Source organism: Sphingobacterium cavernae (assembly GCF_008520265.1).
GTDB classification, from domain to species: Bacteria; Bacteroidota; Bacteroidia; order Sphingobacteriales; family Sphingobacteriaceae; genus Sphingobacterium; species Sphingobacterium cavernae.
In genome coordinates, this window is the sequence record NZ_VIQM01000006.1 from 44,306 (window position 1) to 70,741 (window position 26,436).

Genomic DNA, 26,436 nt, shown 5'->3' on the forward strand with positions numbered 1-26,436 from the left:
TTTAATTTATTTAATAATACTAGTTCCGAAATTATGCTTCAGCTCTCAATACTTTAGCAGCTTCTACCATTGCTTCTAATGCAGCTTTAGTTTCTGGCCAAGCACGAGTTTTCAAACCACAGTCAGGGTTTACCCAAAGTTGAGATGCAGGAACTACATCTTTCGCTTTGCGCAACAAGTCAATCATTTCTTCTTTACTAGGTACACGTGGAGAGTGAATATCATATACACCTGGGCCGATATCGTTAGGGTATTTGAATTCGCCAGCGAAAGCATTCAACAACTTCATTTGTGAACGTGAAGTCTCGATAGTGATTACGTCAGCATCCATCGCAGCTATATCTTTGATCACATTGTTGAATTCTGAGTAACACATGTGCGTGTGGATCTGCGTATCATCTTCTACATTTGAAGAAGAAACACGGAATGCACGTACAGCCCAATCTAAATATTTTTGCTGTTCAGCTTGACGCAATGGTAAACCTTCACGGATAGCTGGCTCATCAATTTGAATAATTTTGATGCCTGCTTTTTCTAAAGCTTGAACTTCATCCAAGATAGCTAAAGCAATTTGATAAGTTGTCGTTTCACGAGGTTGATCGTTACGTACGAAAGACCATTGTAAGATCGTAACAGGACCTGTCAACATACCTTTTACAGGGCGGTTAGTCAATGATTGTGCGTATGATGACCAACGAACAGTCATATCTTCTGGACGGTAAACATCACCATAAATAACTGGAGGTTTCACACAACGAGAACCGTATGATTGTACCCATCCGTATTGAGTAAACGCGTATCCTGCTAATTGCTCACCGAAATATTCCACCATGTCATTACGTTCGAATTCACCGTGTACCAATACGTCGATATCTAAGTTCTCTTGCAAACGGATAACGCTTTCAGTTTCTTCAGCGATAGCTTTATCGTACTCTTCTTGCGTGATAACACCTTTTTTCAAGTCAGCTCTCCATTTACGAACATCTTTCGTTTGTGGGAATGAACCGATTGTAGTAGTCGCGAAATCAGGTAAACCAAATTTAGCTTTTTGCGCAGCTTTACGTGCTTCAAAAGGAGAAGTACGTTTTGCGTCTTCGTCAGTAATATTGCTTACGCGAGTTTTTACTTCAGGTTTGTGGATCAATGGAGAAGTACGACGGCTTTCAGCTGCTGCTTTGTTAGCTTCGTAACGCTCTGCAGTTGCAGTATCTACTTCGCCTTCAGCTAATACCGCTAAATCTTTTACCTCAGCCAATTTTTGCTTAGCGAATGCTAACCAGTTTTTAACCTCAGCAGGAAGAGTTTCTTCGTTTTTCTCACTGTCCAAATCAAAAGGAACGTGTAATAATGAAGAAGAAGTGCCTACCCATACTCTGTCTTTGCCTAAAGCAGCTACAGCTTGTTGGATTTTAGCTAAAGATTTTTCGTAGTCATTTTTCCAAATGTTACGACCTTCAACAACACCTAATGAAAGTGTTAACGAAGCAGGAACTTTTGCTAAAGCAGTATCTAATTGGTTTTCACCGCGAACTAAATCTAAGTGTAAAGCGTGTACTGGTAAACTAACCGCTAAATCTTCGTTGTCTTTTAACGCTTCGAAGTACGTAGTAGCGATTAATTTAGCTCCTTTAGCCGCAGCATTCAATTTTTCGAATACCGTAGTATATAATGCTTTTACTTTAGCATCAATATCCAATGCCAAATAAGGCTCATCAATTTGGATGTATTGTGCACCAGCGTCAGCTAGTTTCGAGATAATCTCTTCGTAAACTGGCAATAAACGATCGATCAAATCGATACGGTCAAAACCAGCCTCTTTTTCTTTACCAATTAATAAGTAAGTGATTGGGCCAATAACAACTGGTTTAGTTTCGATACCAGCAGCTTTAGCCTCGTTATATTCGTTTAAGAATTTTTCAGATGTTAATTTGAAAGTTTGATCTTTCGTGAACTCAGGCACCATGTAGTGGTAGTTCGTGTCAAACCATTTCGTCATTTCGGATGCAGTCACATCGATTCCGTCTTGTTGGAAACCACGTGCCATAGCAAAGTATAAATCTAAACTGTAGTTGTTATCGATTTTGTCCAATAAAGATTGGTAACGCGCAGGAATTGCGCCTACAGTTAATGATAAGTCTAATACTTGATCGTAAAAAGAAAAATCATTCGAAGGAATTAAATCAATTCCAGCATCTTTTTGAGTTTTCCAGTTGTTTTCACGAATTTCTTTCGCAGCTTTTAATAATTCTTCCGCAGAAATTTTCTTAGCCCAATACGCTTCATTAGCTTTCTTCAATTCACGGAAAGGTCCCACACGTGGGTAGCCTAGATTGTTAGTTAGTAACATATAATGTTCCTTAATAAATTAAAAATTCTTTGTTTTCTTGCTAAGAGAAGGCCACTTGGAATTAGTGATCTCAGCTTATCTGTCCCTATCGTTAGTTCGGGTAGAATGTAGCACCTTGTCCAGTGACAGGTTGCTAAGGCTTCTTCGGGTCCAGTCCCTCAGCCTTTCTCTATAAGCGGTGCTAAAATATGTAATTTTCCAATAGCATCAAAATTTTTCTTAAAAACTAGTGAATAAAATTGATAGATCTAGTAGACTATTTCATTAATAGCTTTAGATTCAGCGCAAAGAAATGAGAATAAAGCTTGCAAATTATTTTTGCGCTCTAATGGAGAGTATTTTATATATACTCTAATAAACAGGAAAACGGTCTGAAAATTTATATTCAGACCGTTTTCCTGTTTAACTAACTAGTAGCTTATATCCTCTACCGTGGACATTTACAATTTCCACACTAGCGTCTTCTTTCAAATATTTGCGAAGCTTGCTTAAAAATACATCCATGCTTCTGCCTGTGAAGTAATTGTCATCGTGCCAGATCTTTTTCAATGCCTCTTCGCGTGTAAGGACATCATTTTTCTTCAGACAAAGTAAACGAAGAAGTTCCGCTTCTTTTGTAGAGAGTTTTTGCTGTTGGCCTTTGTATGTAATGATTTGGCTGGTGTAGTCAAAGAAATAGTTGCCAATTTCAAACTTATCAGCTAGTTCTTCCTCCTTATCTTTTGAAGCTCTCTTCAATAAAGCGTGTATGCGCAATAATAATTCCTCTACACGGAAAGGTTTGGTGATGTAATCATCCCCACCCAATTCGAAGGCTTGCGTTTTGTCTTCCATCATACCTTTTGCTGTTGCAAAAATGATTGGAATTGTACTATTAATTTTGCGTACCTCTTTGCCTAAAGTAAATCCATCTTTTTTGGGCATCATCACATCAAAGATGCAAAGATCAAATTCACTTTTTTTAAACTCTTCAATTGCTTTTTCACCATCAGTAGATAGTGTGACATCAAATTTCCCTTTTAATTCCAGGTAATCTTTTAGTAATTCACCAAGATTCGGGTCATCCTCTGCTAATAATATTTTCTGCATATGTATACTTATCTATTTTTTTGACGACTTTTTCAGTGGTAATACTACCTCAAAAGTTGTGCCTTTGTCTTTTTCACTTCTAACCGTTATTTTACCGTCGAAACGTTTGATAATATCATTCACATAACTTAATCCAAGGCCAAAACCTTTTACATTGTGTACATTTCCAGTAGGTATTCTATAAAATTGATCAAATATTTTTTCTGCTTGATCCTTTGTCATTCCCATACCTTTGTCTGTCACTGATACAATGATCTTATTATTTGAATTGTATGTTTTAACAGATATTTCTGGTGAATTCGGGCTGTATTTGATCGCATTATCAACTAAATTAAACATTACATTGGATAGATGCAATTCATCACCAATTACGAGATCGTGTTTAGCAAACAGTTCTTTAGTCAGAGTGCCATTAGCTTTATCCACTTGTAGGTGCATACTATCTAATACATCCTCTACTATACTATTCAAATACACATCTGTTTTCTCGATTTTCAGATCTTCTTTCTCCAGCTTGGCAATATTAAGAACACGTTCGATATGATTTCCTAAACGTACATTCTCATCATAAATAATATTTGCCAATTTGTTTACGCGCTTATCATCGGCAGAAATTTCAGGATCTCGCAGAGATTCACTCGCAATCATTATTGTTGCTACAGGAGTTTTAAACTCATGTGTCATATTGTTGATGAAATCTGTCTTCATCTCCGAGATTTTTTTCTGTCTGAAAATAATACTCAATGTATAGGCAAAACAGCCGACTAAGAGTGCAAATAATGCAATAGTTGGCAGCATCAAGTAACTGATGTTTTGCGCAATTATATTTTTTTTATTGGGGAAATAAATTGAAAGACGTCCGCGTGATTCTCCAATATCACCTTTAAATAAATCGGTGGTATAGCGTGTCAACTTTTCTGGCTCCAATAATGTTTGAGGGTCTGATGTTTGATAAATCAACTTGAAATGGTCGCGAATCTCCATGTTGAATGGCGAATGAATGTCTCTACTACCGAGTTCTTGCTGAATCAATTGTTGCACACGACGCGTATTTATTCTTTTGTGCAATGGACGATTGGCTAACTGTACGCTCATTGCATAATCTTCTACTACACTAGCTTTCTTTCCACTGAGGATGGCAACTGTATCAAACAGTGTAACGGGATTGGATTCGGCGAGCAAATCTTCACGAATACGATCTAATTGACTAAGTAAATTGTTAATGCGTAAATTTATTTTTTCATCCTCTTTTGGAGGAAGCGTAGCTATCTGATACCAATTGACAAAACCCGTTAATAAATCAAATTCTGAAATAACATATCGAACAGAATCATCTTTTGCAGAAACTCTTGGTATCTCTCGGGTTGCTGACACGATTACGTAGGTGTTGGCAAGTGTCGTGCCTATAATAGGCTCTTGCTCCAAGCGAATCTGAATAAATTTACGGTTCTGCTTGTTTTTATAATAGGTTTCAAAAAACCAATTGTCAATAGGCGTAACATTTGGATACCTCGATTTCAGTTCTTCATCGGCTTCCTTAAATTTTTCGTAATTCTGTTGCTGTTTAGTGCGTAGCCTGTCGATTTCTTCTTGAATACTTACCTGTTGAGCTAGTTTTTGTTGTTTTTTTTGCTCAGCAATATATTTATCTCGATTTATTCTACCCTGTGTTTTGTATGAATCTTGTATCTCTGTTTTTTCGATTTCCGAAGCGACCTTAGACAAAGAAGTATTTACTTTTTCGTCAAAAAGCTGAGATTCTTGATAATATGTTTCACGGATAAAATAATATTGCATCGCCATTACGCCAAGTAAGGCAATTGACATCAGCCATATTATAAGTGAGATGCTTTTTTTCTTCATTCCATACAAAAATAACAATGATTACTTGTTAATAGCCTCATTTAACAGATTTTAACTTGAATGCGTAACCATTAATTGATAACTTTAATTGTTTAATAACCAATAAGTTTATGAAAGCATTCTTTTTAGTTTTTTCAATGGTCGGATTTTGTTATTTCTTTGCCTATGCGCAACATAAAGGTAAGGAAGCAAAATATAAAAGATTTTCATTGCCCAATATCGATTTACCGCTGCAAGATTCATTACAAAAGAGAAAACCTGTGAATTTGGATTCTTATATTCAAAAGGGTGATAATTCCGTCGCTATTCCGAACGTATATACTAAGAAAGAGGAAGAGTCCTACGCTATGTCTGTGAAGAAATTAAATGGAAAAGGTCTGGCTCCGATGCCTGGTACAGAGAATTTAGATAAGATTGATTTAAAAGTTCAGCCAGATTCCCTAAAATTTCTAGGCAAATATAAAAAATAAAATGGCGAGATATTTATCTCGCCATTTGCTTTACTTTGGCTAGTTTCTCATATATATTAAAGAAGAAACAGCATTATTCATGATTTTACCTTGTTTCGCTAATTTATTTTCAATGTTCACGAAGTCGGTTAAATTGATTTTTGAGCTTATAGCCCAGTTTTCTAACCTAACCGCATTTAATATGTCACCTGTTGTTGTTCTATTTTGTCCTTGTTTATTATACCATTTTGGAGCTGGAAGTTTATCATTATTTAGTTGATTAGCTTTGTGTGAAGCAAGTAGAAGCATACCGTAACAAGCTGATAAGAACGCTGGCACTTTTTGCACGGCTTGTTTTTCTCTCACCTGTGCTTGTCCACACCCCATTAAGCTTTTTTGATCTCTAAACCCCACTTCGATTTCCCATCTTCGTATGTAGGATTGAACTAAAGTTTTGAGATTTATTTCTTGATCAGTGGAGATTAAATATGCGGGGTTTCGGTAGAGTAATTTAGACTTTTTAGTTAATCTATATCCAATAGGCTTGATTACAATCAACATTAAATTTTTATCACCAGATTTTTTCCAACGTATATCCTTGAGCACTTTTACCTGTAATTCTCTTATCTTTCCAGCGACCCAAACCTCGATAGACTGATAAGGTACAGCGTCATCTTTCTTGGTTTGTTCTGGCGTTGGTAACTCTTGCCCATAATAGGCTTTACGTCCGCGGGAACCAGGTTTTTTCTCTTGCGTAGGTAAAGCATACAGTTTAGCATCCTTACGAATACGTCCTAACAAAACTACATTTTCAGGTAATTTGCGTAGCACGGTCTCATTGGTATAGCTACCATCTACACTGAGTATGAGTTTTCGCAATTGGTATCCATCTTGATTCAAATCTTGACGCAACTGTATAATTCGCTCAATACCTACTGCGCTCATTTTTTCTTTCTTCTGCCGCTCACGAAAAATTGCTACTTCTTGCTCGCTAGCATCTTTCGCAGGTTTAGCAATTGGAGGACAATGTAAAAAATCTACAGGAATAGCACGTGAGGGACCATAAATATCTTTCTGTAAAAGGGATAGTGATATTTGAATAAATCGCTGTCCCCAAATAAAATTATTAGCAAACGGAGGGCCTAATGGATCACGTAGCCAACCTGAACCATATATTTTCTTCCCTGTCTTTCGCAATAGGGTATCGTCCATGTGCGCATAGATATACCTATCCTCTGATTCATTCAAAAGAACAACTTGTTTTCGAATTACCCCAAAAATATCTTTTAGATTCATTCGGCTCCCCTTAAATAGACGGTATGCTGCAGACCAATCTTTAAATTGATTGCCACTTGCTGTTAACATACCAGTCACTGTACATCGACCTAGACTACATAGCAAACCCAATGCTAAACTGCGGGCTCTCTGAAAGGTACGGTGTTGATTAAAAGCCGAACTACATTGTTCAAAAAGATATTGAAAATGAGCGATTATGCTTTTTTGGGAAGTTTTTTTTAAGGTCTTTTACAGACTCGTCACTTCGTTGAAGAACAAGTCGCTGATGATCATCTATTACCCACTCTACAATTTCTCCTTGTTGAAATTCAATAGCTTGAGCAACTGCGGCTGGAAAGTTAACATACCACTGTTCACTTTTAGCGCGTTTAATCACTTGAACTTTTGTTGGATATCCCATATCTAGTTGTTTAACTAGATGTTAGGTTATAAAAAAAATTCGATAAATCAAAAATCATTGCATTTTTTTTTAAAATATCTAGTAAACAGCCAAAGTCAAGAAAATGGCGAGATATTTATCTCGCCATTTGTATATTATTGAACCACAGAAACGCGGATTGTGTTCGTTTTTCCTTTTTTATGTAAAGGCGTCGAAGCTGTATTAATTACAATCTGTCCTGGATCAACCAATTGATTTTGACTTAATAATTCATTTACATCTTGGATTGTACCATCTGTACTCTCGAATTTTTCGTAAATGAATGTACTAACGCCCCATACTAAGCTCAGTTGATTTAATAATTGTGTATTACCAGTAAATACATAAATATTCGCATTAGGACGGTAGCTAGAAGTTTCAAGTGCTGTGTAACCTGACGATGTCATAACAACAATAGCTGAAGCTTTCGTTTTTTCTGCTAAGAAAATAGATGAACCACAGATTGAATCTTGAATAACAGTCTCTGGATTTGCAGCATCATTTCTCGCGCTGTAATACGGATAAGAAGTAGATTCTACATGCGTAATGATTTTCGCCATTGTTTCGATAACGATTTCGGGAAATTCACCAACAGAAGTTTCACCACTCAACATTACCGCATCAGCACCATCTAATACCGAGTTTGCAACGTCATTCACCTCTGCACGTGTAGGACGCGGAGTAGTAATCATACTCTCCAACATTTGTGTAGCGATGATTACTGGTTTAGACAAGTTACGACATTTTTGAACGATGATCTTTTGCAAACCTGGAACTTCTTCCATTGGCAACTCTACGCCCAAGTCACCACGTGCTACCATGATAGCATCAGTAGCTTCGATAATTGCATCAATGTTTTCAATAGCTTCAGGTTTCTCGATTTTCGCGATTACTTTAGCATGACTGCCTTTAGCTGCAATGATTTCTTTACACTGAACGATATCCTCAGCCGAACGTACGAATGACATCGCAATCCAGTCTGCGCCGTGATCTAATGCAAAGTTCAAATTGTCTAAATCTTCTTCTGTCAATGAAGGGATAGAAACTTTTGTGTTTGGAAGGTTTACACCTTTACGAGAAGTTAAAATGCCACCATGAACTACTTCACAGATTACAGAATCTTTATGGTTTGTCGATAGTACACGCAATTGCAATTTACCATCGTCTAATAATATAATTTCGTCTTCTTTTACGTCGTTAGGGAAGTTTTCATAAGTGATGTATACTCTTTTTTCATCACCAATCAACTCTTGTGTAGTCATTTCGATCTGTGTGCCATTAACAAGAATAGCACCGCCTTCTTTCATTTTTCCAATACGAATTTTTGGCCCTTGAAGATCGGCTAAGATAGCAACATGAAATGGGTGTTCTGCGTTGATCTCTTTGATCGTGTTGATTACTTTTAAATGGTCTTCTTGACTACCATGCGAAAAGTTTAGTCTGCACACATCTACACCTTTAGCAATCAGTTGAGTTAATACCTCTTTTTGTGCTGATGCAGGGCCTAGCGTTGCGACTATTTTCGTTCTTTTTTGAATTTTCTTCATTTGAGTTTTATTCTTTATTACAAATAACACCCAGATCTTTTTAATTGTACAGACCGGATGTAATATTTAGGCATAATTATATATCTTTTCTCAAAGTGTAAATAGTACACTTTCTAAAGAGTTTGCTAAAATATTAGATTTTCTTTAGATTTCAATGAAGTTGGTTCAATTTCTTTTACCAACATTATGTCATTGATTGATTTTAAGTTGTCGATTAACTTATTTAAATCTTCTATGTCAATGTAATGTTTGATCAACATGAAATAATCAAAACTAGCCAATTCTGGAATTAGAACGCCATTTTCAAGACTCTTATTGTTGATAATGTAATATTCATACTCAAAACTTTCGCAACAATATCGATACATTGGAAAGCTGTGTGTTGAAGTTTTAGACTTATTTTTCTCTGTAATGATATGGTAATCTAATTCTTCTTGAGGCTTGGATTTGATATTTCCATTGTGATCGATAGGGGATTCCTTTCCAAATTGGAAATGCAATCCTGTATGCTTATTTATGAAGTGGCAAAGTCTATAATCTCTTAAAGATGAGCTAATACCTATTAAAGTAAAATCTAGCTCTAAGTCGAAATCAAGATCGAGTTTAAAAGTTACTTTGTTCAAAATCTAGCCTAAAATTTAATTTAATACGAAATTACAATAATTAATACGCATTAAATAATTTAGCTCTTAAAATGTGAACTTTTTTTGTAATTGCTTGTTGGAATTAGTATAATTGAATATAAATATTTATTCAATTCCGAAGTAATGGGACTGGGTACTTTAGCGGACGTTTGATGTTTTATTTTGTACCTAAATATCAAAAAGGTTTGATATATGAGTAAATTTATTTTTCTTTGCACAGATTTATTAAACAATTAAACTATTTAATCATGTCAGATATCGCATCAAGAGTAAAAGCAATTATCGTTGAAAAGTTAGGTGTAGATGAAAATGAAGTAACACCAGAAGCTTCTTTCACGAATGATTTAGGTGCAGACTCACTTGATACAGTTGAGTTGATCATGGAGTTCGAAAAAGAATTTAACGTAGCAATTCCTGATGACCAAGCTGAAAACATCGGCACAGTTGGTGAAGCAGTTGCTTACTTAGAGAAAAACGTTAACTAACTAATTTTATTAGGCCAAACATAATAAATGGAGCTTAAGAGAGTAGTTGTAACAGGATTAGGCGCACTTACACCAATAGGTAATACGGTTTCTGAATTTTGGGAATCGTTAGTTAATGGTGTAAGTGGTGCTGCTCCTATTACGCATTTTGATGCGTCTAAATTTAAAACACAATTCGCCTGCGAGGTTAAGAATTTTGATCCTCTTCAATATATGGATCGAAAGGAAGCGCGCAAGGTGGATCCTTTTGTGCAATATGCTATTGCTTCTACTGATGAAGCCGTAAAAGATGCAGAATTGGATTTTGATAAATTGGACAGAAACCGTATTGGTGTTATTTGGGGAGCGGGTATTGGAGGATTAACTACTTTTACAGAAGAGATTTTTTCTTTTTCCAAAGGAGATGGGACGCCTCGTTTCAACCCATTCTTTATTCCTAAAATGCTTATTGATATTGCGCCAGGACACATTTCTATGCGTCATGGTTTGCGCGGGCCAAATTTTTCAGCTGTGTCGGCGTGTGCCTCAGCAACGAATGCAATGATTGATGCCTTTACTTATATTCGTATGGGTAGAGCTGATATAATCATTACAGGTGGTTCTGAAGCTACGGTAAACGAAGCTGGAATTGGTGGTTTCAACGCAATGCACGCATTATCAACACGAAATGACGACCCGAAAACGGCGTCACGTCCTTTTGATAAAGATCGTGATGGCTTTGTATCTGGTGAAGGTTCAGGAGCTATTATCTTAGAAAGTTTAGATCATGCTTTAGCTCGTGGAGCTAAGATTTATGCGGAGATTGTAGGTGGTGGTATGAGTGCTGATGCGCATCATATTACAGCATCACATCCTGAAGGATTGGGCGCTAAGTTAGCAATGACTATGGCAGTCAATGATGCAGAAATGCAGTTTTCAGACATTGATTACATCAATGTGCATGGAACTTCTACACCAGTAGGGGATATTAGTGAAACAAAAGCCATCGTTGATTTATTCGGCGAGCACGCTTACAAATTAAACATCAGTTCTACCAAATCTATGACAGGTCACTTGTTGGGAGCAGCAGGTGCTGTAGAAGCTATCGCTTCTATATTAGCTGTTAAAAATGATATTGTCCCTCCGACGATTAATCATTTTACAGATGATCCTGAAATAGATAACAATTTGAATTTCACATTTAATACCGCTCAAAAGCGTGAAGTAAAAGCCGCTTTGAGTAATACTTTTGGTTTTGGTGGACATAATGCTACTGTAATCTTCAAAAAGTATAAAGGTTAGTATTGAGTAAGATAAAAAAGTTGATAGGTAGTTTAAAATAAATTAAACTACCTATTTCTACTTTTTAGCAGTTGGAAAATGTCATTGCAGATATATAAATTATATTTTTCGCGTAATAGAGCTTATTATAAAAAGCTCAAAAATATACTGGGATTTGTACCTGGTAATGTGAAGTTATATCAAATGGCTTTCCGTCATAAATCTGTGGCTGTTCCGATCAAAGAAGGTGTCAAAAATAGCAACGAACGTCTTGAATTTTTAGGTGATGCTGTGCTTGGTTCGGTGATTGCAGAATTGCTGTTCAAATTGTATCCTTACAAAGGCGAGGGCTTTTTGACAGAGATGCGTTCCAAAATTGTGTCTCGTGCTAACTTAAACCAACTTTCTCGCAAATTGGGCTTTGACCAATTGATTCAATACGATTCGCGGATGATATCGTATCCCACAAAGCAAGGATCTCTTTTAGGTGATGCTTTTGAGGCTGTTGTAGGTGCAATATATTTGGATAAAGGTTACTTGTTCACCAAAGAATTTTTGTTAACTCGGATTATTGAACCACATGTTGATATCGAAACACTTGAAATCACTGAATCTAATTTCAAAAGTCGTTTGATAGAGTGGTGTCAACAAGAAGGCAAAGAAGTTGTTTTCAATCTTATTGAAAATCCTGAAGGTGAATCAGCTAAAATGTTCAGTATTGAAGTTGTAGTAAGCGGTGAGGTATGTGGCTTAGGTCGTGATTTCAATAAGAAAAGTGCTGAAAAATTAGCTGCAGAAAAAGCTTGTGACTACCTAAAGATTTTGTAATCTCACTTTGAGCGATATTCTTTCGCTTGATTATTTCATATTCGCTTTGTTATCTTACCTTTGCAGTATGGCAGCAATTAAACCATCATTGGCAAAAGGTACACGTGATTTTTCTCCTGCTGAAATGGAGAAAAGAAATTATATATTCAATACGCTCAAAACAGTTTTCAAAAAGTTTGGGTATAATGAAATCCAAACACCTTCGTTTGAAAATCTTTCTACACTTACAGGTAAATACGGAGATGAAGGGGATAAATTAATTTTTAAAATCCTAAATTCTGGAGATTATTTGTCTAAGGTTTCAGAAGAAAGGCTAACAGAGCGAAATTCCAATAAATTAATACCTCATATTTCCGAAAAAGCACTACGTTTTGATTTAACCGTTCCTTTTGCGAGGTATGTTGTTATGCATCAAAACGATATTGCTTTACCATTTAAACGCTTTCAAATTCAACCGGTATGGCGTGCTGATCGTCCGCAAAGAGGTCGTTATCGTGAATTCTATCAGTGCGATGTGGATGTTGTGGGGTCAGAAAGTTTGTTGAATGAAGCGGAATTTATTTTGATTTATCAAGAAGCTTTATTGGCTTTGGGATTGAAAGATTTTACAATCAAAATTAATAATCGTAAAATCTTAACAGGTATAGCGGAGATCATTGGTAAACCTGAACTCATCGTTGAAATGACTGTGGCTATAGATAAGTTGGATAAAATTGGTTTGGATGGCGTTAATAAAGAATTGTTGGAAAGAGGATTTACCAACGCGGATTTGGAGACATTGAAGCCTATTATTGAATTGCAAGGTTCGAATGAAGAAAAGCTTTCGCAATTAAAAACTGTACTTGCTAATTCGGAAACTGGATTAAAGGGCATTCAAGAAATCGAAGAAGTATTTTCTTATGTAAAAGCTTTTGCGAACGATCAAGTTTTATCACAATTCGTAGAAGTAGATATCACGTTAGCTCGTGGTTTAAATTATTATACGGGGTGTATTTTCGAAGTGAAAACTAATGAAGTTGCTATGGGGAGCATTGGTGGGGGAGGTCGTTACGACGATTTGACAGGTATGTTTGGCTTGAAAGGTTTGACTGGTGTCGGTGTTTCTTTTGGGGCAGATCGTATCTATGATGTCTTGGAAGAATTGAATTTGTATCCTGAATCAAACTCTACGAATACCAAAGTGCTGATAATAAATTTTGATAAATCGATAGAGTCATTTACGCTGCCATTATTGGCTTCATTGCGTCAAGCAGGTATTCCATCAGAATTGTATCCAACTGCTGCTAAGTTGAAAAAGCAAATGAGTTATGCGGATGCGAAACGAATTCCATTTGTGTTGTTGATAGGGGATGAAGAGAAAGAGTCTGGACTTCTGAGTTTGAAAAATATGGATTCTGGTGAGCAAGTAAAAATTACAGTACAGGATTTGATTCTACAATTAAGTTCCTAGCATATGTCGGCTTCAAATATTTTTTAAAAATTTATTGATAGAAAATATTTGAAGTTAGATTTTTTATCCATTTATGACAAAAATTACTTAATTCAGGAATTAAAAGTGTCCTAATTATCGATATAAATTACTAGATTTGTAATCGGTTAAGTAAGAAACAATACTTTAAAATGAGTTCAACACCTATAACAAAAGAGACATATCTAGAGTGGTATAAATCAATGCTACTCATGCGTAAATTTGAAGAGAAAGCAGGACAACTTTATGGACAACAAAAAATCCGTGGATTCTGTCATTTATACATTGGTCAAGAGGCTGTTGTAGCTGGTACTGTATCAGCGACAAGACCTGAAGACACATTTATCACATCATATAGAGATCACGCTCAAGCTTTAGCGAAAGGTGTATCTGCAAATGCATGTATGGCTGAACTTTATGGTAAAGCAACAGGATGTTCTAAAGGTAAAGGTGGATCAATGCACTTTTTTGATAAGTCAAAAGGTATGATGGGTGGTCACGGTATCGTGGGTGGTCAGATTCCATTAGGTGCTGGTTTAGCATTTGCTGAGAAGTATTTAGGTACGGACAATGTGAATGTATGTTTCATGGGTGATGGTGCTGTGCGTCAAGGTGCATTGAATGAAACTTTCAACATGGCTATGTTGTGGAAATTGCCTGTGATTTTTGTTTGTGAAAACAATGGTTACGCAATGGGTACTTCTGTACAACGTACTACAAACATGATGGATATTTATAAAATCGGTTTAGGTTTTGATATGCCATGTGCTCCTGTAGATGGTATGGATCCAGTAGCTGTACACAATGCGATGGACGAAGCTGTTCAACGTGCTCGTGCAGGTGAAGGACCTACATTCTTAGAAATTCGTACTTACCGTTACAAAGGTCACTCTATGTCTGACCCTGCTAAATACCGTACAAAAGAAGAATTAGAAGAGTACAAAGGTAGAGATCCATTATTAGCAACTAAAGCGGCTATTTTAGAGAACAAATATGCTGACGAAGCATGGTTTGCAGAAGTAGAGGCTGAAGTTAAGAAAGTGGTTGATGATTCTGTTAAATTTGCGGAAGAGTCTCCATATCCTTCAGTTGACGAATTGTACAAAGATATCTATGTACAAGAGGACTATCCATTTGTAATGGACTAATTCAAATAATTCAAGGTTTTTATAAAAGATTTAATCTACTATAATACATGGCTGAAGTAGTAAGAATGCCAAAAATGAGCGATACCATGACAGAAGGTGTAATCGCAAAATGGCACAAAAAAATTGGTGATAAAGTGAACTCTGGCGACCTTTTAGCAGAGGTAGAAACAGATAAAGCTACAATGGATCTAGAGTCTTATGATGAAGGTACATTGTTATATATAGGTCCAAAAGATGGTGAAGCAGTAGCAATTGATGCTATTATTGCAATCTTGGGCGAAGAAGGTGAGGATTTCCAAGCCTTATTAAGCGGTGGCGAAGCTGCTCCTGTTAAGGAAGAGAAGTCTAAGGCTAAGGCAGAAGAAACTTCTGCTCCAGTATCTTCGGGTCCTTCGGTTACTGCTGAAGATTTAGGTGTAACTGTTGTAACAATGCCTTTATTGAGCGACACGATGAAAGAAGGTGTTATCGCACAATGGAACTTCAAAGTAGGTGATACAATCAAATCTGACGATGCTATTGCAGATGTAGAGACTGATAAAGCGACAATGGAAGTAACAGCATATGCTGATGGTACTTTGTTGTATGTAGGTCTTGAAGCTGGCGAAGCAGCGAAGGTTAATGATATTATTGCTATCGTTGGTCCTGCGGGAACAGATATCACGCCATTATTGAATCAACCTGCAGCATCTTCAGCTCCTAAAGCAGAAGAGAAGGCTGAAGAAAAAGCCCCTGAAGCATCTACTACTTCTGCTCCAGCGACTACTACATCTTCATCTTCGGATGATTCAAGAGTTAAAGCTTCTCCTTTGGCACGTAAAATTGCTAAAGACAAAGGTATTAACTTGAATGATGTAAAAGGTTCAGCTGATGGTGGTCGTATTGTGAAAAAAGACGTGGAGAACTTTGTTCCAGCGGCTAAATCAGCTCCTGCTCCAGCGCAAGAAGCAGCTAAATCTGAGACTAAAACTATTAGCTTACCAACTTTCGTTGGCGAGGAAAAATATACAGAGGTTGGTGTTTCGCAAATGCGTAAAACAATTGCTCGTCGCTTAGGTGAGTCATTGTTTACTGCACCTCACTTCTACTTGACTGTAAGTATCGATATGGATAATGCTATCGCTGCGCGTGCTCAAATCAATGAGGTAGCTCCAGTGAAAGTATCTTTCAATGATTTAGTTATCAAAGCGGTTGCTGTTTCATTGAAACAACATCCTGCCGTAAACTCTTCATGGCAAGGTGACAAAATCAGATTCAACCAACATACTAACATCGGTGTTGCTATGGCGGTAGAAGATGGCTTGTTGGTTCCTGTTGTACGTTTTGCAGATGGTAAATCATTATCACACATCTCAGCAGAGGTTAAAGATTTCGCTGGTAAAGCGAAAGCTAAAAAATTAACTCCAGCAGATTGGGAAGGTTCAACATTTACGGTATCTAACTTAGGTATGTTTGGTATTGATGAATTTACTTCAATTATCAATTCTCCTGATGGTGCAATCCTATCTGTAGGTGCGATCCAACAAGTCCCTGTAGTGAAAAACGGTGCAGTTGTACCAGGTAATGTAATGAAATTGACATTGGGTTGTGACCACCGCGTAGTGGATGGTGCAACTGGAGCACAGTTCTTACAAACATTAAAAGGATTATTAGAAGCTCCAATTCGTTTATTAGCGTAAAAAGATTGTTGCTTAACATAAAAAGAAGCCACTTTATAAAATAAAGTGGCTTCTTTTTTGGTTTTTAATTTAGATTCCTTTTATATTTAGTTGAATTCAAAAATCGTATCAGAAGCGTGAATAGATTAGTAAGGTTAGTAACATTTTTTGTAAGTACAATTTTTATTATTTCGTGTAAATCCGAAGCAAAGAAGCAAGAAGAAGTTAGGCAGAAACAATCCGAACTGGATAGTATTGCTTTGATTTATGATGCTAAAAATTTTGATCCTCGTGTAGATGAGTATATGCAGAAATTGCATAAACGTTCTGGATTCAATGGCAATGTATTGATTGCAAAAAAGGGTAAGATTATTTATCAAAACTCCTTCGGTTGGGCGGACTACCTGCACAAGGATAGTTTACATATAGATTCTCGGTTTGAATTGGCATCGGTGAGCAAACCAATGACTGCTTTAGCTGTTTTACAATTAATAGAAAAGGAAAAAGTCGGTATAGATCAATTGGTAAGTGATTTCTTTCCAGGATTTCCATATGAAGGTGTAACTGTTAGGCAGTTGTTGACACATCGCTCTGGACTACCAAATTACGTCTATTTTGTAGATAAGATTTGGCCTGATCGTAAGAAGGGCATGTCTAGCATGGACGCTATCAATTTGATGATTGAGCATAAACCTGCGAGATATGGGAAACCAGATGGAAGATTTCACTATAATAATTCCAATTATATGTTGTTGGGTGCCATCGTAGAGAAAGTATCTGGTCAAGATTTCGATGCGTATATGCAGGAAAATGTATTTAAGCCCGCGGGCATGAAGAATACAGCAGCATTGTCACGTGTAAAATACGATAAAATCCCGACGGATGTAATAGGGCATGATCGTGTGTGGCGTAGATCGGTGGTGCAGGATTATTTGGATGGACCATTAGGAGATAAAGGTATCTACAGTACGGTGAAAGATATGTTCCTGCTTGACAAGGCTTTGAAAGAAGGTCGATTATTGGGCAAAGAACTTTTGGATTCGGCTTATGTACCGCGTTCTGATGCTAAGAGAGGCGTATTTAGTTACGGTTACGGCTGGCGAATGTTTACTTCTGGTAAGGAAAAAATAGTTTATCATACGGGTTGGTGGCATGGCTTTAAAAATCTCTACGTGAGAGATTTAACGAATGATGTGACTATCGTGCTATTGTCAAATATGGTTAATGGAAGTATAAATCAACTGGATGAGTTGTATAAAATTCTAGAAATGCCTATATTAAGACAAAATGCATATGACGCTAATGGTGGATTTGTAGAACATTGATATTATAAATTTTAAGTATATGAAAAAGACATTGATTTTAGGTGCTAGCACAAATACGGCAAGATATTCTTATTTAGTAGCAAATAAATTAGTTAGAAAAGGGTATCCAATCGTCAATGTCGGTAGAAAGGTAGGTGAGGTTGCTGGTGTAGCTATTCAGCCTGCAGAGGAAATTCATACTGATATTGATACAATTACTCTATATGTAGGGCCAAAAAATCAGGAGCCTTATTACGATTATATTCTAAATACAAAGCCAAAGCGTGTAATCTTTAATCCTGGAACTGAGAACCCTGAACTTTCAGCAAAACTGAAAGAGGCGGGAATAGAGCCAGTAGAAGCGTGTACATTGGTCATGTTAAATACAGGACAATATTAATAGCTAGCATTATACTTGCTATTGCAAAAGGTATAACTGAGAAAATCAGTTATACCTTTTTTTATGCATAGTAGTTTTCGATCTCGGAGTTTAATAGCGCAAACTCCTTAATTCCCGATATTTATATAGTTTATCTTTTGGGTAATTTTATTAGCTTTTTAGTTAATTCTAAATCGTAATTTTAATCAACCAATTAAGTTTAGAGATTTACTATACCAATAAATTATGAGGAACTTAATAAGTATACTGTTGGCGCTAACAATTTTCAGTTGTGTAGATGTTCATGCCCAATCAGTTAGAAGAATATATGTTAGTAAAGATGGAAATGATAAAAATAGTGGAACTGTTGAGAAACCTTTAGGTACGATCCACAAAGGAATTTGTCAGGTAAGCTTCTCAAAATAGACAAGAAAGGAGACCAGTTTCGGTCTCCTTTCAATTATATGTTGGTTAGTCTAGCCTAAAATTTATACGTAATACCAGCACCTACCACTTGCTTTACCTGAAGTTTTGGTCCTTCGCCAGTTTTAACTCCATTTTCAAATGTTGGTATTTTTGTATTGTCATCGTAGATCAATTGTACACCTACGTTTACGGTAATGAATTTATTTGCTTTCATAAAGTTAGCTGTAATCTATATCGACATTTTGTGGGTTTTCAAGATAATTGGATTATAATCGCAAAATGTTTTCGACAGCAACGTTTTCCATGATGTCTTTCTTATAATAGGCATCTAATGATGCACCAAATTCAAACCTTGAATTTTACCCGCATCAAAGCCATATAATGTTTCGTCAATTTGATCATTTGTTACGAAAACGAAACGTGCAGAAGCTGGGGATAAATTAATCTTAAAATTATCAGACTCTTTATACGCCATACCAGGACCGAAACTTAAGTATGCCGGTGCTAATCATGCGGAAGTCAATTCGCCATTTCCATCTGCATCATATTTATAACCTTTGGCAAATTGCGTGTTGAAGTTCATGAAAAACGTATACAACCATTTTTCCGTCAATTGATGACCTAATAAGGAGTTGACAGCAAATCTATCATCATTCTTACGCCAATCTGTTTCTTTTTGAAAAGTTTGACCATATGCTGCTAATACTTTATTATCCCAACTCCATTTATCTTTCTTGTAATTGAAGTCGTAATTGAAAATCACATTCCCAGCAAATGAGTTTACACCACCTGCAGCCCAGGTGGTAAATGAGCTTTGATTAATAAGGAATGTGTTCTCGCCTTTTATAGTCCAATTTTTCGCTGAATCTTCTTGTGCGAAAGCAATAATACTAGTAAGTGACGCTTAATAGTGTGAAAAGAATTTTTTTCATTGACGTTAAAATTTTCGGCAAAAGTAGGTATTCAGTAAGCTAGATTACTTATTATCACCATATAATTCTTTTTGGTTTGTAGTGCTACGTTTACAAATTGTACACCTGCAAATTTTGAATTGCTTAATAAATCAATTGCTATACTATCAATAATTAGGTTGTTGACTTAGAATGTTAAATATTTAGAATTAAAGAAAAAATAATGTACTAATTATTTGATAGTTATAAAAATCTTTGTACTTTTGCAGTCCCTTATTGGGGAAAGTATGTCTTGAGCGAAGCCCTACTGCTTCGATGGACTTTAATTAATTTAATTTATAACATGTCAGGAATTATTGGTAAAAAAGTAGGAATGACCAGCCTGTTCAACGCTGATGGGAAGAACATCCCATGTACAGTAATCGAGGCTGGGCCGTGCGTGGTAACGCAGATACGTACGGTAGAGAGTGATGGCTATTCGGCTATTCAACTTGGCTATGACGAGGCTAAGGAGAAGAATACATCAGCTCCTCTAAAAGGACACTTTGCGAAAGCAGGAGTGACTCCTAAGCGTAAACTAGTTGAATTCAAAACTTTCGAAGATGAAAAACAACTAGGTGACATCGTGGATGTAACTTTATTCGAAGAAGGCGAGTACGTTGATGTAGTTGGTACTTCTAAAGGTAAAGGTTTTCAAGGTGTAATGAAGCGTCACGGATTTGGTGGTGTAGGTGGTGCGACTCACGGTCAGCACAACAGACTACGTGCTCCAGGTTCTATTGGTGCGGCTTCATGGCCTTCGCGTGTATTCAAAGGAATGCGCATGGCAGGTCGTATGGGTGGTGATCGTGTAAAAGTTCAAAACTTACAAGTATTGAAAGTTTATGCTGAGCAAAACCTTATCGTTGTTAGTGGCTCTATCCCAGGAGCTAAAGGTTCTTACGTAATCTTAGACAAATAGTAGAGATGGAAGTTAATGTATTAAATTTATCAGGTAAAGAAACAGGTGCCAAGGTGCAGCTTCCTGAGTCAGTATTCGGTGTACAACCTAACGACCATGCGATCTATTTAGATGTGAAACAATACTTAGCGAACCAACGCCAAGGTACTCACAAGTCTAAACAACGTAATGAAATCGCGGGTTCTACTCGTAAATTACACAAACAAAAAGGTACTGGTGGTGCTCGTGCGGGTTCTATCAAATCTCCATTGTTTAATGGTGGTGGTCGTGTATTCGGTCCTCAACCACGTGACTACTCGTTCAAATTGAACAAAAAATTAAAACAAGTAGCTCGTAAATCAGCGTTGTCTTACAAAGCACAAGAAAACAATGTTGTAGTTTTAGATGCAGTTAATTTTGACACGATCAAAACTAAAAACTATGTAGCTTTAGTAAACGCATTAAATGTAGCTGACGAAAAAACTTTATTAGTTTTGCCAGACTACAATAACAATGTTTATTTATCAAGCAGAAACTTAAAGAAAGCAAAAGTAATCGTAGCAGCTGAGTTAAATACATATGATGTATTAAACGCTACTAAATTATTATTGACTACTGATTCTGTTAAAACTTTGGAGGAAGCATTAGCTAAGTAATATGGAAATTATTAAAAAACCTATCTTAACTGAGAAAGCTTCATTATTAACGGAAAAATTAAACCGTTATGCTTTCAAAGTAGATCATAGAGCAAACAAAATTCAGATTAAATCTGCTATCGAAGAAATGTTTGGTGTAACTGTAGTTGCAGTAAATACTTCAGTAGTAGCTGGTAAAGCAAAAAGCCGTTACACTAAAGCAGGATTCGTTTCTGGAAGAGCTCCTAAGTATAAAAAAGCCATCATCACAATTAAAGATGGTGAAACTATTGACTTTTACAGTGTTATATAAATAAAAAATGGCAGTTAAAAGATTCAAACCGGTTACCCCTGGTACGCGTTTCAGAGTAGGCGCTGACTATTCTGACGTTACTACAAACGTTCCTGAAAAATCGTTAGTAGTAGGCGCGAACAAAAGATCAGGTGGTCGTAATAAAACTGGTAAAATGACTATGCGTTATATCGGTGGCGGACACAAGAAAGTTTACCGTATTATAGATTTCAAACGCGATAAAAAAGAAATCCCAGCAACAGTAGCTACTATCGAGTACGATCCAAACCGTACAGCACGTATTGCATTATTGCACTACGCGGATGGTGAAAAACGTTACATCATCGCTCCTACAGGATTACAAGTTGGTATGACTGTAATTGCAGGTGAAAAAGTTGCTCCAGAAGTAGGTAATACATTACCATTAGCAAACATTCCATTGGGTTCTATCATCCACAACATTGAATTGAATCCTGGTCAAGGTGGTTCAATCGCTCGTTCGGCTGGTACTTATGCTCAATTGTCTGCTCGTGACGGTAAATATGCTATTATCAAATTGCCATCAGGTGAAGTTCGCATGATCTTATTGACTTGTGTTGCGACCATTGGTTCAGTATCAAATGCTGAAAAAGCTAACCAAGTGTTAGGTAAAGCTGGTCGTAAGCGTCACTTAGGTCGTCGTCCTCGCGTTCGTGGTGTTGCGATGAACCCTGTTGATCACCCTATGGGTGGTGGTGAAGGCCGTACATCAGGAGGTCATCCACGTTCACGTACAGGTGTGTTAGCTAAAGGTTTCAAAACACGCTACAAAAAGAAAACATCGAATCGTTACATCATTGAAAGAAGGAAAAAATAATGGCTCGTTCAATTAAAAAAGGTCCTTACATCGATCACAACTTAGAAAGAAAAGTTCTTTCTCAGAATGAAACAAACAAAAAATCGGTAATCAAAACTTGGTCTCGTAGATCAATGATTTCACCTGATTTTGTAGGCCATACCTTCGCAGTGCACAACGGGAATAAATTTATTCCAGTTTATGTAACAGAAAATATGGTTGGTCACAAGCTTGGTGAATTTGCGCCTACGCGTACATTCAAAGGCCACGCAGAAAAGAAAAAATAATAGGTAATGGAAGCAACAAAAAAACTTAAGAAGTCTGTACTAATCAGACAACGCAAAGAGCAGGCAAAAGCTCAAACAGGAGGAGCTTCTACTGCCAAATTATTGAATTGCCCTACTTCACCACGTAAAATGCGTTTAGTAGTGGATCTGATCCGTGGCGAGAAAGTAGAGAACGCTCTTTACATTCTTAAACATTCAAGCAAAGAGGCAGCAGCTCGCGTAGAGAAAGTGTTATTATCTGCAATCAAAAACTGGGAATCTAGTAACGAAGGTGCATCTGTCGCTGACAGCGCTCTTTTCGTCAAAGAAGTATCAGTAGGTGGTGGTCGTCAATTAAAAAGATTACGTCCAGCTCCTCAAGGTCGTGGATACAGAGTGCGCAAACGCTCAAACCACGTAACATTGGTAGTAGATAGTTTAAATAACGTTAACAACTAATTTATTATAGAATGGGACAAAAAGCAAATCCAATAGGTAGCAGATTAGGTATCATCAAAGGATGGGATTCTAACTGGTTCGGCGGAAAGAACTATTCCGATAAATTAGTTGAAGACCATAAAATCAGAAAATATCTTTCTGTACGTATCGCAAAAGGTGGCGTAGCTAAAGTTGTTATCGAAAGAACTTTAAAACGCATCACTGTAACTATTCACACGGCTCGTCCAGGAATCGTTATTGGTAAAGGTGGTCAAGAAGTAGACAAGATCAAAGAAGAGTTGAAAAAACTGACTAAAAAAGATGTTCAAATCAACATTTTCGAGATCAAACGTCCAGAGCTAGATGCTAAATTAGTAGCTGAAGGTGTAGCTAAGCAATTAGAAGCACGTATTTCATTCCGTCGTGCAATGAAAACTTCTATCGCTTCTACAATGCGTATGGGCGCAGAAGGTATCAAAATCATGTGTTCAGGCCGTTTAGGTGGTGCTGAGATGGCTCGTACTGAGCAATACAAAGAAGGAAGAACTCCTCTACACACATTGCGTGCTGATATCGACTACGCTTTAGCAGAAGCATTAACTACTTACGGTAAAATTGGTATCAAAGTATGGATCTGTAAAGGTGAAGTATACGGTAAACGTGACTTATCTCCTAACATTGGTCAAACTTCTAACACGAAAACTCGTGGCGGTAACGAAGGCGGTGCTGATCGTCGTGACAACCGTGGCGGTAATAACCGTGGTGGTCGTCGTGATAACAACAACCGTGGTGGAAACCGTGGCGGAAACAACCGTGGTGCTAAAAAAGATTAATTAATAACAAGATTTAAAAATGTCCCGACGTCAGGTCGGGATTAAAAAAATACGAACATGTTACAGCCAAAAAGAACGAAGTTCAGAAAGATGCAAAAAGGCCGCATGAAAGGTAATGCTTCTCGTGGAGCAGAATTAGCTTTCGGTTCTTTCGGTATCAAATCAATGGAAGAAGCATGGATCACTAGCCGTCAAATCGAGGCAGCTCGTATCGCGGTAACACGTTTTATGAAACGTGAAGGTCAAGTATGGATCCGTATCTTCCCTGACAAACCGGTTACTAAAAAGCCTGCAGAGGTACGTATGGGTAAAGGTAAAGGTGCTCCCGAGTATTGGGTAGCAGTTGTTCGCCCAGGCCGTATGTTATTCGAAGCAGAAGGTGTATCTTTAGAAATTGCTAAAGAAGCTTTACGCCTTGCAGCTCAAAAATTACCGGTACAAACTAAGTTTGTAATACGTAGAGATTACGTAGAAGCATAAAAATCGTTGGTAATGTCAATAGTTTAGCCTCTCGACCGTTACTCGAGAGGCATCATACAAACAGAATTGATAACCCAGCATTAAAACTGAACAAAATGAAAAATTCAGAAATCGTAGAATTAACAACAGAAGCTTTAACAGCTAAATTAGCTGAAGAAAAAGCGGCGTTAAACAAATTAAAATTTGCACATGCTGTTTCTGCTTTAGAAAACCCTAACGTTTTAAAAGCAGCTCGCAAAAATATCGCTAAAATCTCAACTGAGGTTTCTAAGCGTAAAAATGCAGCAAAATCTGAAACAGCCTCTGAGGCATAAATTCAAGTCGAAAATGGAAAGAAATTTAAGAAAAACAAGAATCGGCTTAGTAGTTAGCAACAAGATGGACAAGTCTATCGTAGTATCTGTTGAACGTAAAGTAAAACACCCTATCTACGGTAAATTCGTTAAGAAAACTACTAAATTCAAAGCTCATGACGAAACTAATACCTGCGGTATCGGCGATACGGTATTAATCATGGAAACTCGTCCGCTGAGTAAAACAAAGAACTGGAGATTAGTTGAAATAATAGAAAGAGCTAAATAACATGGTACAACAAGAATCAAGACTAAATGTAGCTGACAACAGCGGTGCTAAAGAAGTTTTAGTAATCCGTGTGTTGGGTGGCACGCGCAAGCGTTACGCATCAATCGGAGATAAGATTGTTGTATCTGTAAAGAGCGCTATGCCTTCAGGAAACGTTAAAAAAGGATCAGTTTCTAAAGCGGTTGTAGTACGTACGAAAAAAGAAATCCGTCGTAAAGATGGTTCTTACATTCGTTTCGATGACAATGCTGCAGTATTATTAAATAATAATGATGAACCACGTGGAACACGTATCTTCGGCCCTGTGGCTCGTGAATTACGTGAGAAACAGTTCATGAAGATTGTATCACTAGCACCGGAGGTTTTATAATTATGGCTTACAAAAAAACAACAACAACTCACAAAATCAAACTTAAAAAAGGTGATTTAGTGAAAGTTATCGCTGGTAACTCTAAAGGTGTTCAAGGAAAAGTATTGCAAATTTTAGTGGATGCAAACAGAGCTATCGTAGAAGGCGCTAACATCGTAAAAAAACACACTAAACCAAGTGCAGCTAATCCTCAAGGTGGTATTATCGAGAAAGAAGCTGCTATCAACATCTCAAACTTAGCTTTGATCGATCCTAAAACAGGAGCTCCGACTCGTGTAGGTCGTAAAGTGAATGCAGATGGCAAAATTGTTCGTTACGCTAAAAAATCAGGGGAGGAAATTAAATAATGACTTACGTACCAAGATTAAAAGCAAAATATGCGGAGGAAATCCGTACTGCGCTTAAAGAAAAATTCCAGTATAAAAGCGTTATGCAAGTTCCAAAACTTGAGAAAATAGTTGTTTCACAAGGTGTAGGAGCTGCTACTGCAGACAAAAAATTAATCGATAACGCTATCGCTGAATTAACTTTGATCACTGGTCAGCAAGCAGTTGCTACCAAATCAAAAAAGGATATCTCTAACTTCAAACTTCGTAAAGGAATGCCAGTTGGTGCTCGTGTAACATTACGCGACAACAATATGTACGAATTCTTAGACCGTTTGATCGCAGTATCTTTGCCTCGTATCCGCGATTTCCGTGGTATCAATGACAAAGGTTTTGACGGAAGAGGTAACTACAACTTAGGTATCACAGAGCAAATCATCTTCCCAGAGATCAACATTGACAAAATCAATAAAATCTCAGGTATGGATATCACATTCGTGACTTCTGCTGGAAACGATATCGAAGCGTTGGAGTTATTAAAACAATTCGGTTTACCATTCAAAAATCAAAATTCGAACAACAATGGCTAAAGAAGGATTAAAAGCACGCGAAGTAAAACGTCAAAAATTAGTTGCTAAATACGCAGCTAAACGTGCAGCTCTTAAAGAAGCTGGAGACTACGCAGCATTAGATAAATTACCTAAAAATGCTTCACCAGTTCGTTTACACAATCGTTGTAAATTAACAGGTCGTCCTAAAGGATATATGCGTCAATTTGGTATCTCTCGTGTTACTTTCCGTGAGATGGCACTTGATGGTAAAATCCCAGGGGTTACAAAAGCTTCTTGGTAATCAAGAAAAAATAACTATTTTTGCCCGGATAAGTCTGAAATAAGACTTATCAGGGCTTTTGCATTGC

Annotated in this window: 34 protein-coding genes and 1 riboswitch; of the genes, 24 read left to right on the forward strand and 10 right to left on the reverse strand. The window is 37.0% G+C overall.

Features of this window, described 5'->3' with window-relative positions:
* Positions 1-31: 31 nt before the first annotated feature.
* The 3 genes from metE to FLS47_RS00235 form a co-directional block, all read right to left on the reverse strand.
* Positions 32-2,347 carry a 5-methyltetrahydropteroyltriglutamate--homocysteine S-methyltransferase gene (gene metE / locus FLS47_RS00225; RefSeq protein ID WP_149912395.1) on the reverse strand — a complete coding sequence of 772 codons (2,316 nt, stop codon included), beginning with the start codon at positions 2,345-2,347 and terminating at the stop codon, positions 32-34.
* A gap of 72 nt (positions 2,348-2,419) precedes the next feature.
* Positions 2,420-2,525, reverse strand: a riboswitch (SAM riboswitch).
* Between the two features lie 224 nt (positions 2,526-2,749).
* Positions 2,750-3,436, reverse strand: a complete 687-nt coding sequence (locus FLS47_RS00230; protein ID WP_188347320.1) for a response regulator transcription factor — start codon at positions 3,434-3,436, stop codon at positions 2,750-2,752.
* Between the two features lie 12 nt (positions 3,437-3,448).
* Positions 3,449-5,299: a sensor histidine kinase gene (locus FLS47_RS00235; protein WP_149912397.1), complete on the reverse strand. Its 1,851-nt coding sequence runs from the start codon at positions 5,297-5,299 to the stop codon at positions 3,449-3,451.
* Between the two features lie 110 nt (positions 5,300-5,409).
* Between FLS47_RS00235 and FLS47_RS00240 the strand changes: the two genes are divergently transcribed.
* Positions 5,410-5,769 (forward strand): hypothetical protein, encoded by a 360-nt coding sequence (locus FLS47_RS00240; protein ID WP_149912398.1) that lies wholly within the window; start codon positions 5,410-5,412, stop codon positions 5,767-5,769.
* 39 nt (positions 5,770-5,808) lie between these two features.
* Here FLS47_RS00240 and FLS47_RS00245 read toward each other — a convergent pair whose 3' ends face one another.
* From FLS47_RS00245 to FLS47_RS00260, 4 genes are all read right to left on the reverse strand, one after another.
* Complete coding sequence (locus tag FLS47_RS00245; RefSeq protein WP_317131670.1) at positions 5,809-7,242, reverse strand: IS701 family transposase; 1,434 nt, start codon at positions 7,240-7,242, stop codon at positions 5,809-5,811.
* Positions 7,214-7,444, reverse strand: a complete 231-nt coding sequence (locus FLS47_RS00250; protein ID WP_149912400.1) for a hypothetical protein — start codon at positions 7,442-7,444, stop codon at positions 7,214-7,216. Before FLS47_RS00250 ends, FLS47_RS00245 begins: the two co-directional genes overlap by 29 nt.
* A gap of 134 nt (positions 7,445-7,578) precedes the next feature.
* Complete coding sequence (gene pyk, locus FLS47_RS00255; protein ID WP_149912401.1) at positions 7,579-9,009, reverse strand: pyruvate kinase; 1,431 nt, start codon at positions 9,007-9,009, stop codon at positions 7,579-7,581.
* Positions 9,010-9,134: 125 nt separating this feature from the next.
* On the reverse strand, positions 9,135-9,632 hold the full coding sequence (locus FLS47_RS00260) for an IPExxxVDY family protein (RefSeq protein ID WP_149912402.1): 498 nt from the start codon (positions 9,630-9,632) through the stop codon (positions 9,135-9,137).
* Positions 9,633-9,901: 269 nt separating this feature from the next.
* Here FLS47_RS00260 and FLS47_RS00265 point away from each other — a divergent pair, with 269 nt between their 5' ends.
* From FLS47_RS00265 to FLS47_RS00305, 9 genes are all read left to right on the forward strand, one after another.
* Positions 9,902-10,138 (forward strand): acyl carrier protein, encoded by a 237-nt coding sequence (locus FLS47_RS00265; protein ID WP_149912451.1) that lies wholly within the window; start codon positions 9,902-9,904, stop codon positions 10,136-10,138.
* A gap of 27 nt (positions 10,139-10,165) precedes the next feature.
* Positions 10,166-11,419 (forward strand): beta-ketoacyl-ACP synthase II, encoded by a 1,254-nt coding sequence (gene fabF, locus FLS47_RS00270; RefSeq protein ID WP_149912403.1) that lies wholly within the window; start codon positions 10,166-10,168, stop codon positions 11,417-11,419.
* Between the two features lie 78 nt (positions 11,420-11,497).
* Positions 11,498-12,226 (forward strand): ribonuclease III, encoded by a 729-nt coding sequence (gene rnc / locus FLS47_RS00275; protein ID WP_149912404.1) that lies wholly within the window; start codon positions 11,498-11,500, stop codon positions 12,224-12,226.
* A gap of 67 nt (positions 12,227-12,293) precedes the next feature.
* Entirely contained in the window at positions 12,294-13,676 is a 1,383-nt protein-coding gene (gene hisS, locus FLS47_RS00280; protein WP_149912405.1) for a histidine--tRNA ligase, read from the forward strand.
* Positions 13,677-13,846: 170 nt separating this feature from the next.
* The gene (gene pdhA, locus FLS47_RS00285) at positions 13,847-14,842 is read left to right on the forward strand and encodes a pyruvate dehydrogenase (acetyl-transferring) E1 component subunit alpha (RefSeq protein WP_149912406.1); all 996 of its coding nucleotides are present in this window, start codon (positions 13,847-13,849) and stop codon (positions 14,840-14,842) included.
* A gap of 47 nt (positions 14,843-14,889) precedes the next feature.
* Entirely contained in the window at positions 14,890-16,521 is a 1,632-nt protein-coding gene (locus FLS47_RS00290; RefSeq protein WP_149912407.1) for a pyruvate dehydrogenase complex dihydrolipoamide acetyltransferase, read from the forward strand.
* Between the two features lie 116 nt (positions 16,522-16,637).
* Positions 16,638-17,825 carry a serine hydrolase domain-containing protein gene (locus FLS47_RS00295; protein WP_149912408.1) on the forward strand — a complete coding sequence of 396 codons (1,188 nt, stop codon included), beginning with the start codon at positions 16,638-16,640 and terminating at the stop codon, positions 17,823-17,825.
* A 19-nt stretch (positions 17,826-17,844) separates the two neighbouring features.
* Positions 17,845-18,204 carry a CoA-binding protein gene (locus FLS47_RS00300; protein ID WP_149912409.1) on the forward strand — a complete coding sequence of 120 codons (360 nt, stop codon included), beginning with the start codon at positions 17,845-17,847 and terminating at the stop codon, positions 18,202-18,204.
* Between the two features lie 225 nt (positions 18,205-18,429).
* On the forward strand, positions 18,430-18,609 hold the full coding sequence (locus FLS47_RS00305; protein WP_149912410.1) for a hypothetical protein: 180 nt from the start codon (positions 18,430-18,432) through the stop codon (positions 18,607-18,609).
* Positions 18,610-18,664: 55 nt separating this feature from the next.
* Here the strand turns inward: FLS47_RS00305 and FLS47_RS18340 are convergent, their stop codons facing one another.
* From FLS47_RS18340 to FLS47_RS18350, 3 genes are all read right to left on the reverse strand, one after another.
* On the reverse strand, positions 18,665-18,823 hold the full coding sequence (locus tag FLS47_RS18340; protein WP_223225063.1) for a hypothetical protein: 159 nt from the start codon (positions 18,821-18,823) through the stop codon (positions 18,665-18,667).
* 114 nt (positions 18,824-18,937) lie between these two features.
* Positions 18,938-19,084 carry a hypothetical protein gene (locus tag FLS47_RS18345; RefSeq protein ID WP_223225064.1) on the reverse strand — a complete coding sequence of 49 codons (147 nt, stop codon included), beginning with the start codon at positions 19,082-19,084 and terminating at the stop codon, positions 18,938-18,940.
* A 33-nt stretch (positions 19,085-19,117) separates the two neighbouring features.
* Positions 19,118-19,498: a DUF3078 domain-containing protein gene (locus FLS47_RS18350; RefSeq protein WP_394349491.1), complete on the reverse strand. Its 381-nt coding sequence runs from the start codon at positions 19,496-19,498 to the stop codon at positions 19,118-19,120.
* Positions 19,499-19,863: 365 nt separating this feature from the next.
* Between FLS47_RS18350 and rplC the strand changes: the two genes are divergently transcribed.
* The 14 genes from rplC to rpsN all read left to right on the forward strand — a co-directional run bounded on the left by rplC (position 19,864) and on the right by rpsN (position 26,369).
* Positions 19,864-20,481, forward strand: a complete 618-nt coding sequence (gene rplC, locus FLS47_RS00315; RefSeq protein ID WP_149912411.1) for a 50S ribosomal protein L3 — start codon at positions 19,864-19,866, stop codon at positions 20,479-20,481.
* Between the two features lie 5 nt (positions 20,482-20,486).
* Entirely contained in the window at positions 20,487-21,116 is a 630-nt protein-coding gene (gene rplD / locus FLS47_RS00320; RefSeq protein ID WP_149912412.1) for a 50S ribosomal protein L4, read from the forward strand.
* Between the two features lies 1 nt (position 21,117).
* On the forward strand, positions 21,118-21,408 hold the full coding sequence (gene rplW / locus FLS47_RS00325) for a 50S ribosomal protein L23 (RefSeq protein ID WP_149912413.1): 291 nt from the start codon (positions 21,118-21,120) through the stop codon (positions 21,406-21,408).
* Positions 21,409-21,415: 7 nt separating this feature from the next.
* Positions 21,416-22,243, forward strand: coding sequence for a 50S ribosomal protein L2 (gene rplB, locus FLS47_RS00330; RefSeq protein ID WP_149912414.1), 828 nt, complete (start codon positions 21,416-21,418; stop codon positions 22,241-22,243).
* A complete protein-coding gene (gene rpsS, locus FLS47_RS00335; RefSeq protein ID WP_132777943.1) occupies positions 22,243-22,509 on the forward strand; it encodes a 30S ribosomal protein S19 in 267 nt (88 codons plus the stop codon). Before rplB ends, rpsS begins: the two co-directional genes overlap by 1 nt.
* 6 nt (positions 22,510-22,515) lie before the next feature.
* The gene (gene rplV, locus FLS47_RS00340; RefSeq protein ID WP_149912415.1) at positions 22,516-22,947 is read left to right on the forward strand and encodes a 50S ribosomal protein L22; all 432 of its coding nucleotides are present in this window, start codon (positions 22,516-22,518) and stop codon (positions 22,945-22,947) included.
* Positions 22,948-22,958: 11 nt separating this feature from the next.
* A complete protein-coding gene (rpsC, locus tag FLS47_RS00345; RefSeq protein ID WP_149912416.1) occupies positions 22,959-23,759 on the forward strand; it encodes a 30S ribosomal protein S3 in 801 nt (266 codons plus the stop codon).
* Between the two features lie 57 nt (positions 23,760-23,816).
* A complete protein-coding gene (gene rplP / locus FLS47_RS00350; RefSeq protein ID WP_149912417.1) occupies positions 23,817-24,239 on the forward strand; it encodes a 50S ribosomal protein L16 in 423 nt (140 codons plus the stop codon).
* A 95-nt stretch (positions 24,240-24,334) separates the two neighbouring features.
* Entirely contained in the window at positions 24,335-24,553 is a 219-nt protein-coding gene (gene rpmC / locus FLS47_RS00355; RefSeq protein WP_149912418.1) for a 50S ribosomal protein L29, read from the forward strand.
* A gap of 13 nt (positions 24,554-24,566) precedes the next feature.
* Entirely contained in the window at positions 24,567-24,821 is a 255-nt protein-coding gene (rpsQ, locus tag FLS47_RS00360) for a 30S ribosomal protein S17 (RefSeq protein WP_046674872.1), read from the forward strand.
* A gap of 1 nt (position 24,822) precedes the next feature.
* Positions 24,823-25,191 carry a 50S ribosomal protein L14 gene (gene rplN / locus FLS47_RS00365; RefSeq protein ID WP_132777948.1) on the forward strand — a complete coding sequence of 123 codons (369 nt, stop codon included), beginning with the start codon at positions 24,823-24,825 and terminating at the stop codon, positions 25,189-25,191.
* A 2-nt stretch (positions 25,192-25,193) separates the two neighbouring features.
* Entirely contained in the window at positions 25,194-25,538 is a 345-nt protein-coding gene (gene rplX, locus FLS47_RS00370; RefSeq protein ID WP_149912419.1) for a 50S ribosomal protein L24, read from the forward strand.
* Entirely contained in the window at positions 25,538-26,107 is a 570-nt protein-coding gene (rplE, locus tag FLS47_RS00375) for a 50S ribosomal protein L5 (protein ID WP_149912420.1), read from the forward strand. Before rplX ends, rplE begins: the two co-directional genes overlap by 1 nt.
* Positions 26,100-26,369, forward strand: a complete 270-nt coding sequence (gene rpsN, locus FLS47_RS00380; protein WP_149912421.1) for a 30S ribosomal protein S14 — start codon at positions 26,100-26,102, stop codon at positions 26,367-26,369. The genes rplE and rpsN overlap by 8 nt, the downstream gene beginning before the upstream one ends.
* Positions 26,370-26,436: the final 67 nt, after the last annotated feature.

Bases quoted from the DNA above. Each gene is read 5' to 3' on its own strand.
- rplW (WP_149912413.1), top strand. From the start codon at position 21,118: ATGGAAATTATTAAAAAACCTATCTTAACTGAGAAAGCTTCATTATTA.
- pdhA (WP_149912406.1), top strand. From the start codon at position 13,847: ATGAGTTCAACACCTATAACAAAAGAGACATATCTAGAGTGGTATAAA.
- metE (WP_149912395.1), bottom strand. From the start codon at position 2,347: ATGTTACTAACTAACAATCTAGGCTACCCACGTGTGGGACCTTTCCGT.
- FLS47_RS00250 (WP_149912400.1), bottom strand. From the start codon at position 7,444: ATGGGATATCCAACAAAAGTTCAAGTGATTAAACGCGCTAAAAGTGAA.
- rplN (WP_132777948.1), top strand. From the start codon at position 24,823: ATGGTACAACAAGAATCAAGACTAAATGTAGCTGACAACAGCGGTGCT.
- fabF (WP_149912403.1), top strand. From the start codon at position 10,166: ATGGAGCTTAAGAGAGTAGTTGTAACAGGATTAGGCGCACTTACACCA.
- FLS47_RS00235 (WP_149912397.1), bottom strand. From the start codon at position 5,299: ATGAAGAAAAAAAGCATCTCACTTATAATATGGCTGATGTCAATTGCC.
- rplB (WP_149912414.1), top strand. From the start codon at position 21,416: ATGGCAGTTAAAAGATTCAAACCGGTTACCCCTGGTACGCGTTTCAGA.
- FLS47_RS18340 (WP_223225063.1), bottom strand. From the start codon at position 18,823: ATGAAAGCAAATAAATTCATTACCGTAAACGTAGGTGTACAATTGATC.
- rpsQ (WP_046674872.1), top strand. From the start codon at position 24,567: ATGGAAAGAAATTTAAGAAAAACAAGAATCGGCTTAGTAGTTAGCAAC.
- FLS47_RS00300 (WP_149912409.1), top strand. From the start codon at position 17,845: ATGAAAAAGACATTGATTTTAGGTGCTAGCACAAATACGGCAAGATAT.
- FLS47_RS00240 (WP_149912398.1), top strand. From the start codon at position 5,410: ATGAAAGCATTCTTTTTAGTTTTTTCAATGGTCGGATTTTGTTATTTC.
- FLS47_RS00305 (WP_149912410.1), top strand. From the start codon at position 18,430: ATGAGGAACTTAATAAGTATACTGTTGGCGCTAACAATTTTCAGTTGT.
- FLS47_RS00290 (WP_149912407.1), top strand. From the start codon at position 14,890: ATGGCTGAAGTAGTAAGAATGCCAAAAATGAGCGATACCATGACAGAA.
- rnc (WP_149912404.1), top strand. From the start codon at position 11,498: ATGTCATTGCAGATATATAAATTATATTTTTCGCGTAATAGAGCTTAT.
- rplC (WP_149912411.1), top strand. From the start codon at position 19,864: ATGTCAGGAATTATTGGTAAAAAAGTAGGAATGACCAGCCTGTTCAAC.
- rplP (WP_149912417.1), top strand. From the start codon at position 23,817: ATGTTACAGCCAAAAAGAACGAAGTTCAGAAAGATGCAAAAAGGCCGC.
- rplX (WP_149912419.1), top strand. From the start codon at position 25,194: ATGGCTTACAAAAAAACAACAACAACTCACAAAATCAAACTTAAAAAA.
- rpmC (WP_149912418.1), top strand. From the start codon at position 24,335: ATGAAAAATTCAGAAATCGTAGAATTAACAACAGAAGCTTTAACAGCT.
- FLS47_RS18345 (WP_223225064.1), bottom strand. From the start codon at position 19,084: ATGGCGTATAAAGAGTCTGATAATTTTAAGATTAATTTATCCCCAGCT.
- pyk (WP_149912401.1), bottom strand. From the start codon at position 9,009: ATGAAGAAAATTCAAAAAAGAACGAAAATAGTCGCAACGCTAGGCCCT.
- FLS47_RS00230 (WP_188347320.1), bottom strand. From the start codon at position 3,436: ATGCAGAAAATATTATTAGCAGAGGATGACCCGAATCTTGGTGAATTA.
- rplD (WP_149912412.1), top strand. From the start codon at position 20,487: ATGGAAGTTAATGTATTAAATTTATCAGGTAAAGAAACAGGTGCCAAG.
- rpsC (WP_149912416.1), top strand. From the start codon at position 22,959: ATGGGACAAAAAGCAAATCCAATAGGTAGCAGATTAGGTATCATCAAA.
- rpsN (WP_149912421.1), top strand. From the start codon at position 26,100: ATGGCTAAAGAAGGATTAAAAGCACGCGAAGTAAAACGTCAAAAATTA.
- rplV (WP_149912415.1), top strand. From the start codon at position 22,516: ATGGAAGCAACAAAAAAACTTAAGAAGTCTGTACTAATCAGACAACGC.
- FLS47_RS00265 (WP_149912451.1), top strand. From the start codon at position 9,902: ATGTCAGATATCGCATCAAGAGTAAAAGCAATTATCGTTGAAAAGTTA.
- rplE (WP_149912420.1), top strand. From the start codon at position 25,538: ATGACTTACGTACCAAGATTAAAAGCAAAATATGCGGAGGAAATCCGT.
- hisS (WP_149912405.1), top strand. From the start codon at position 12,294: ATGGCAGCAATTAAACCATCATTGGCAAAAGGTACACGTGATTTTTCT.
- rpsS (WP_132777943.1), top strand. From the start codon at position 22,243: ATGGCTCGTTCAATTAAAAAAGGTCCTTACATCGATCACAACTTAGAA.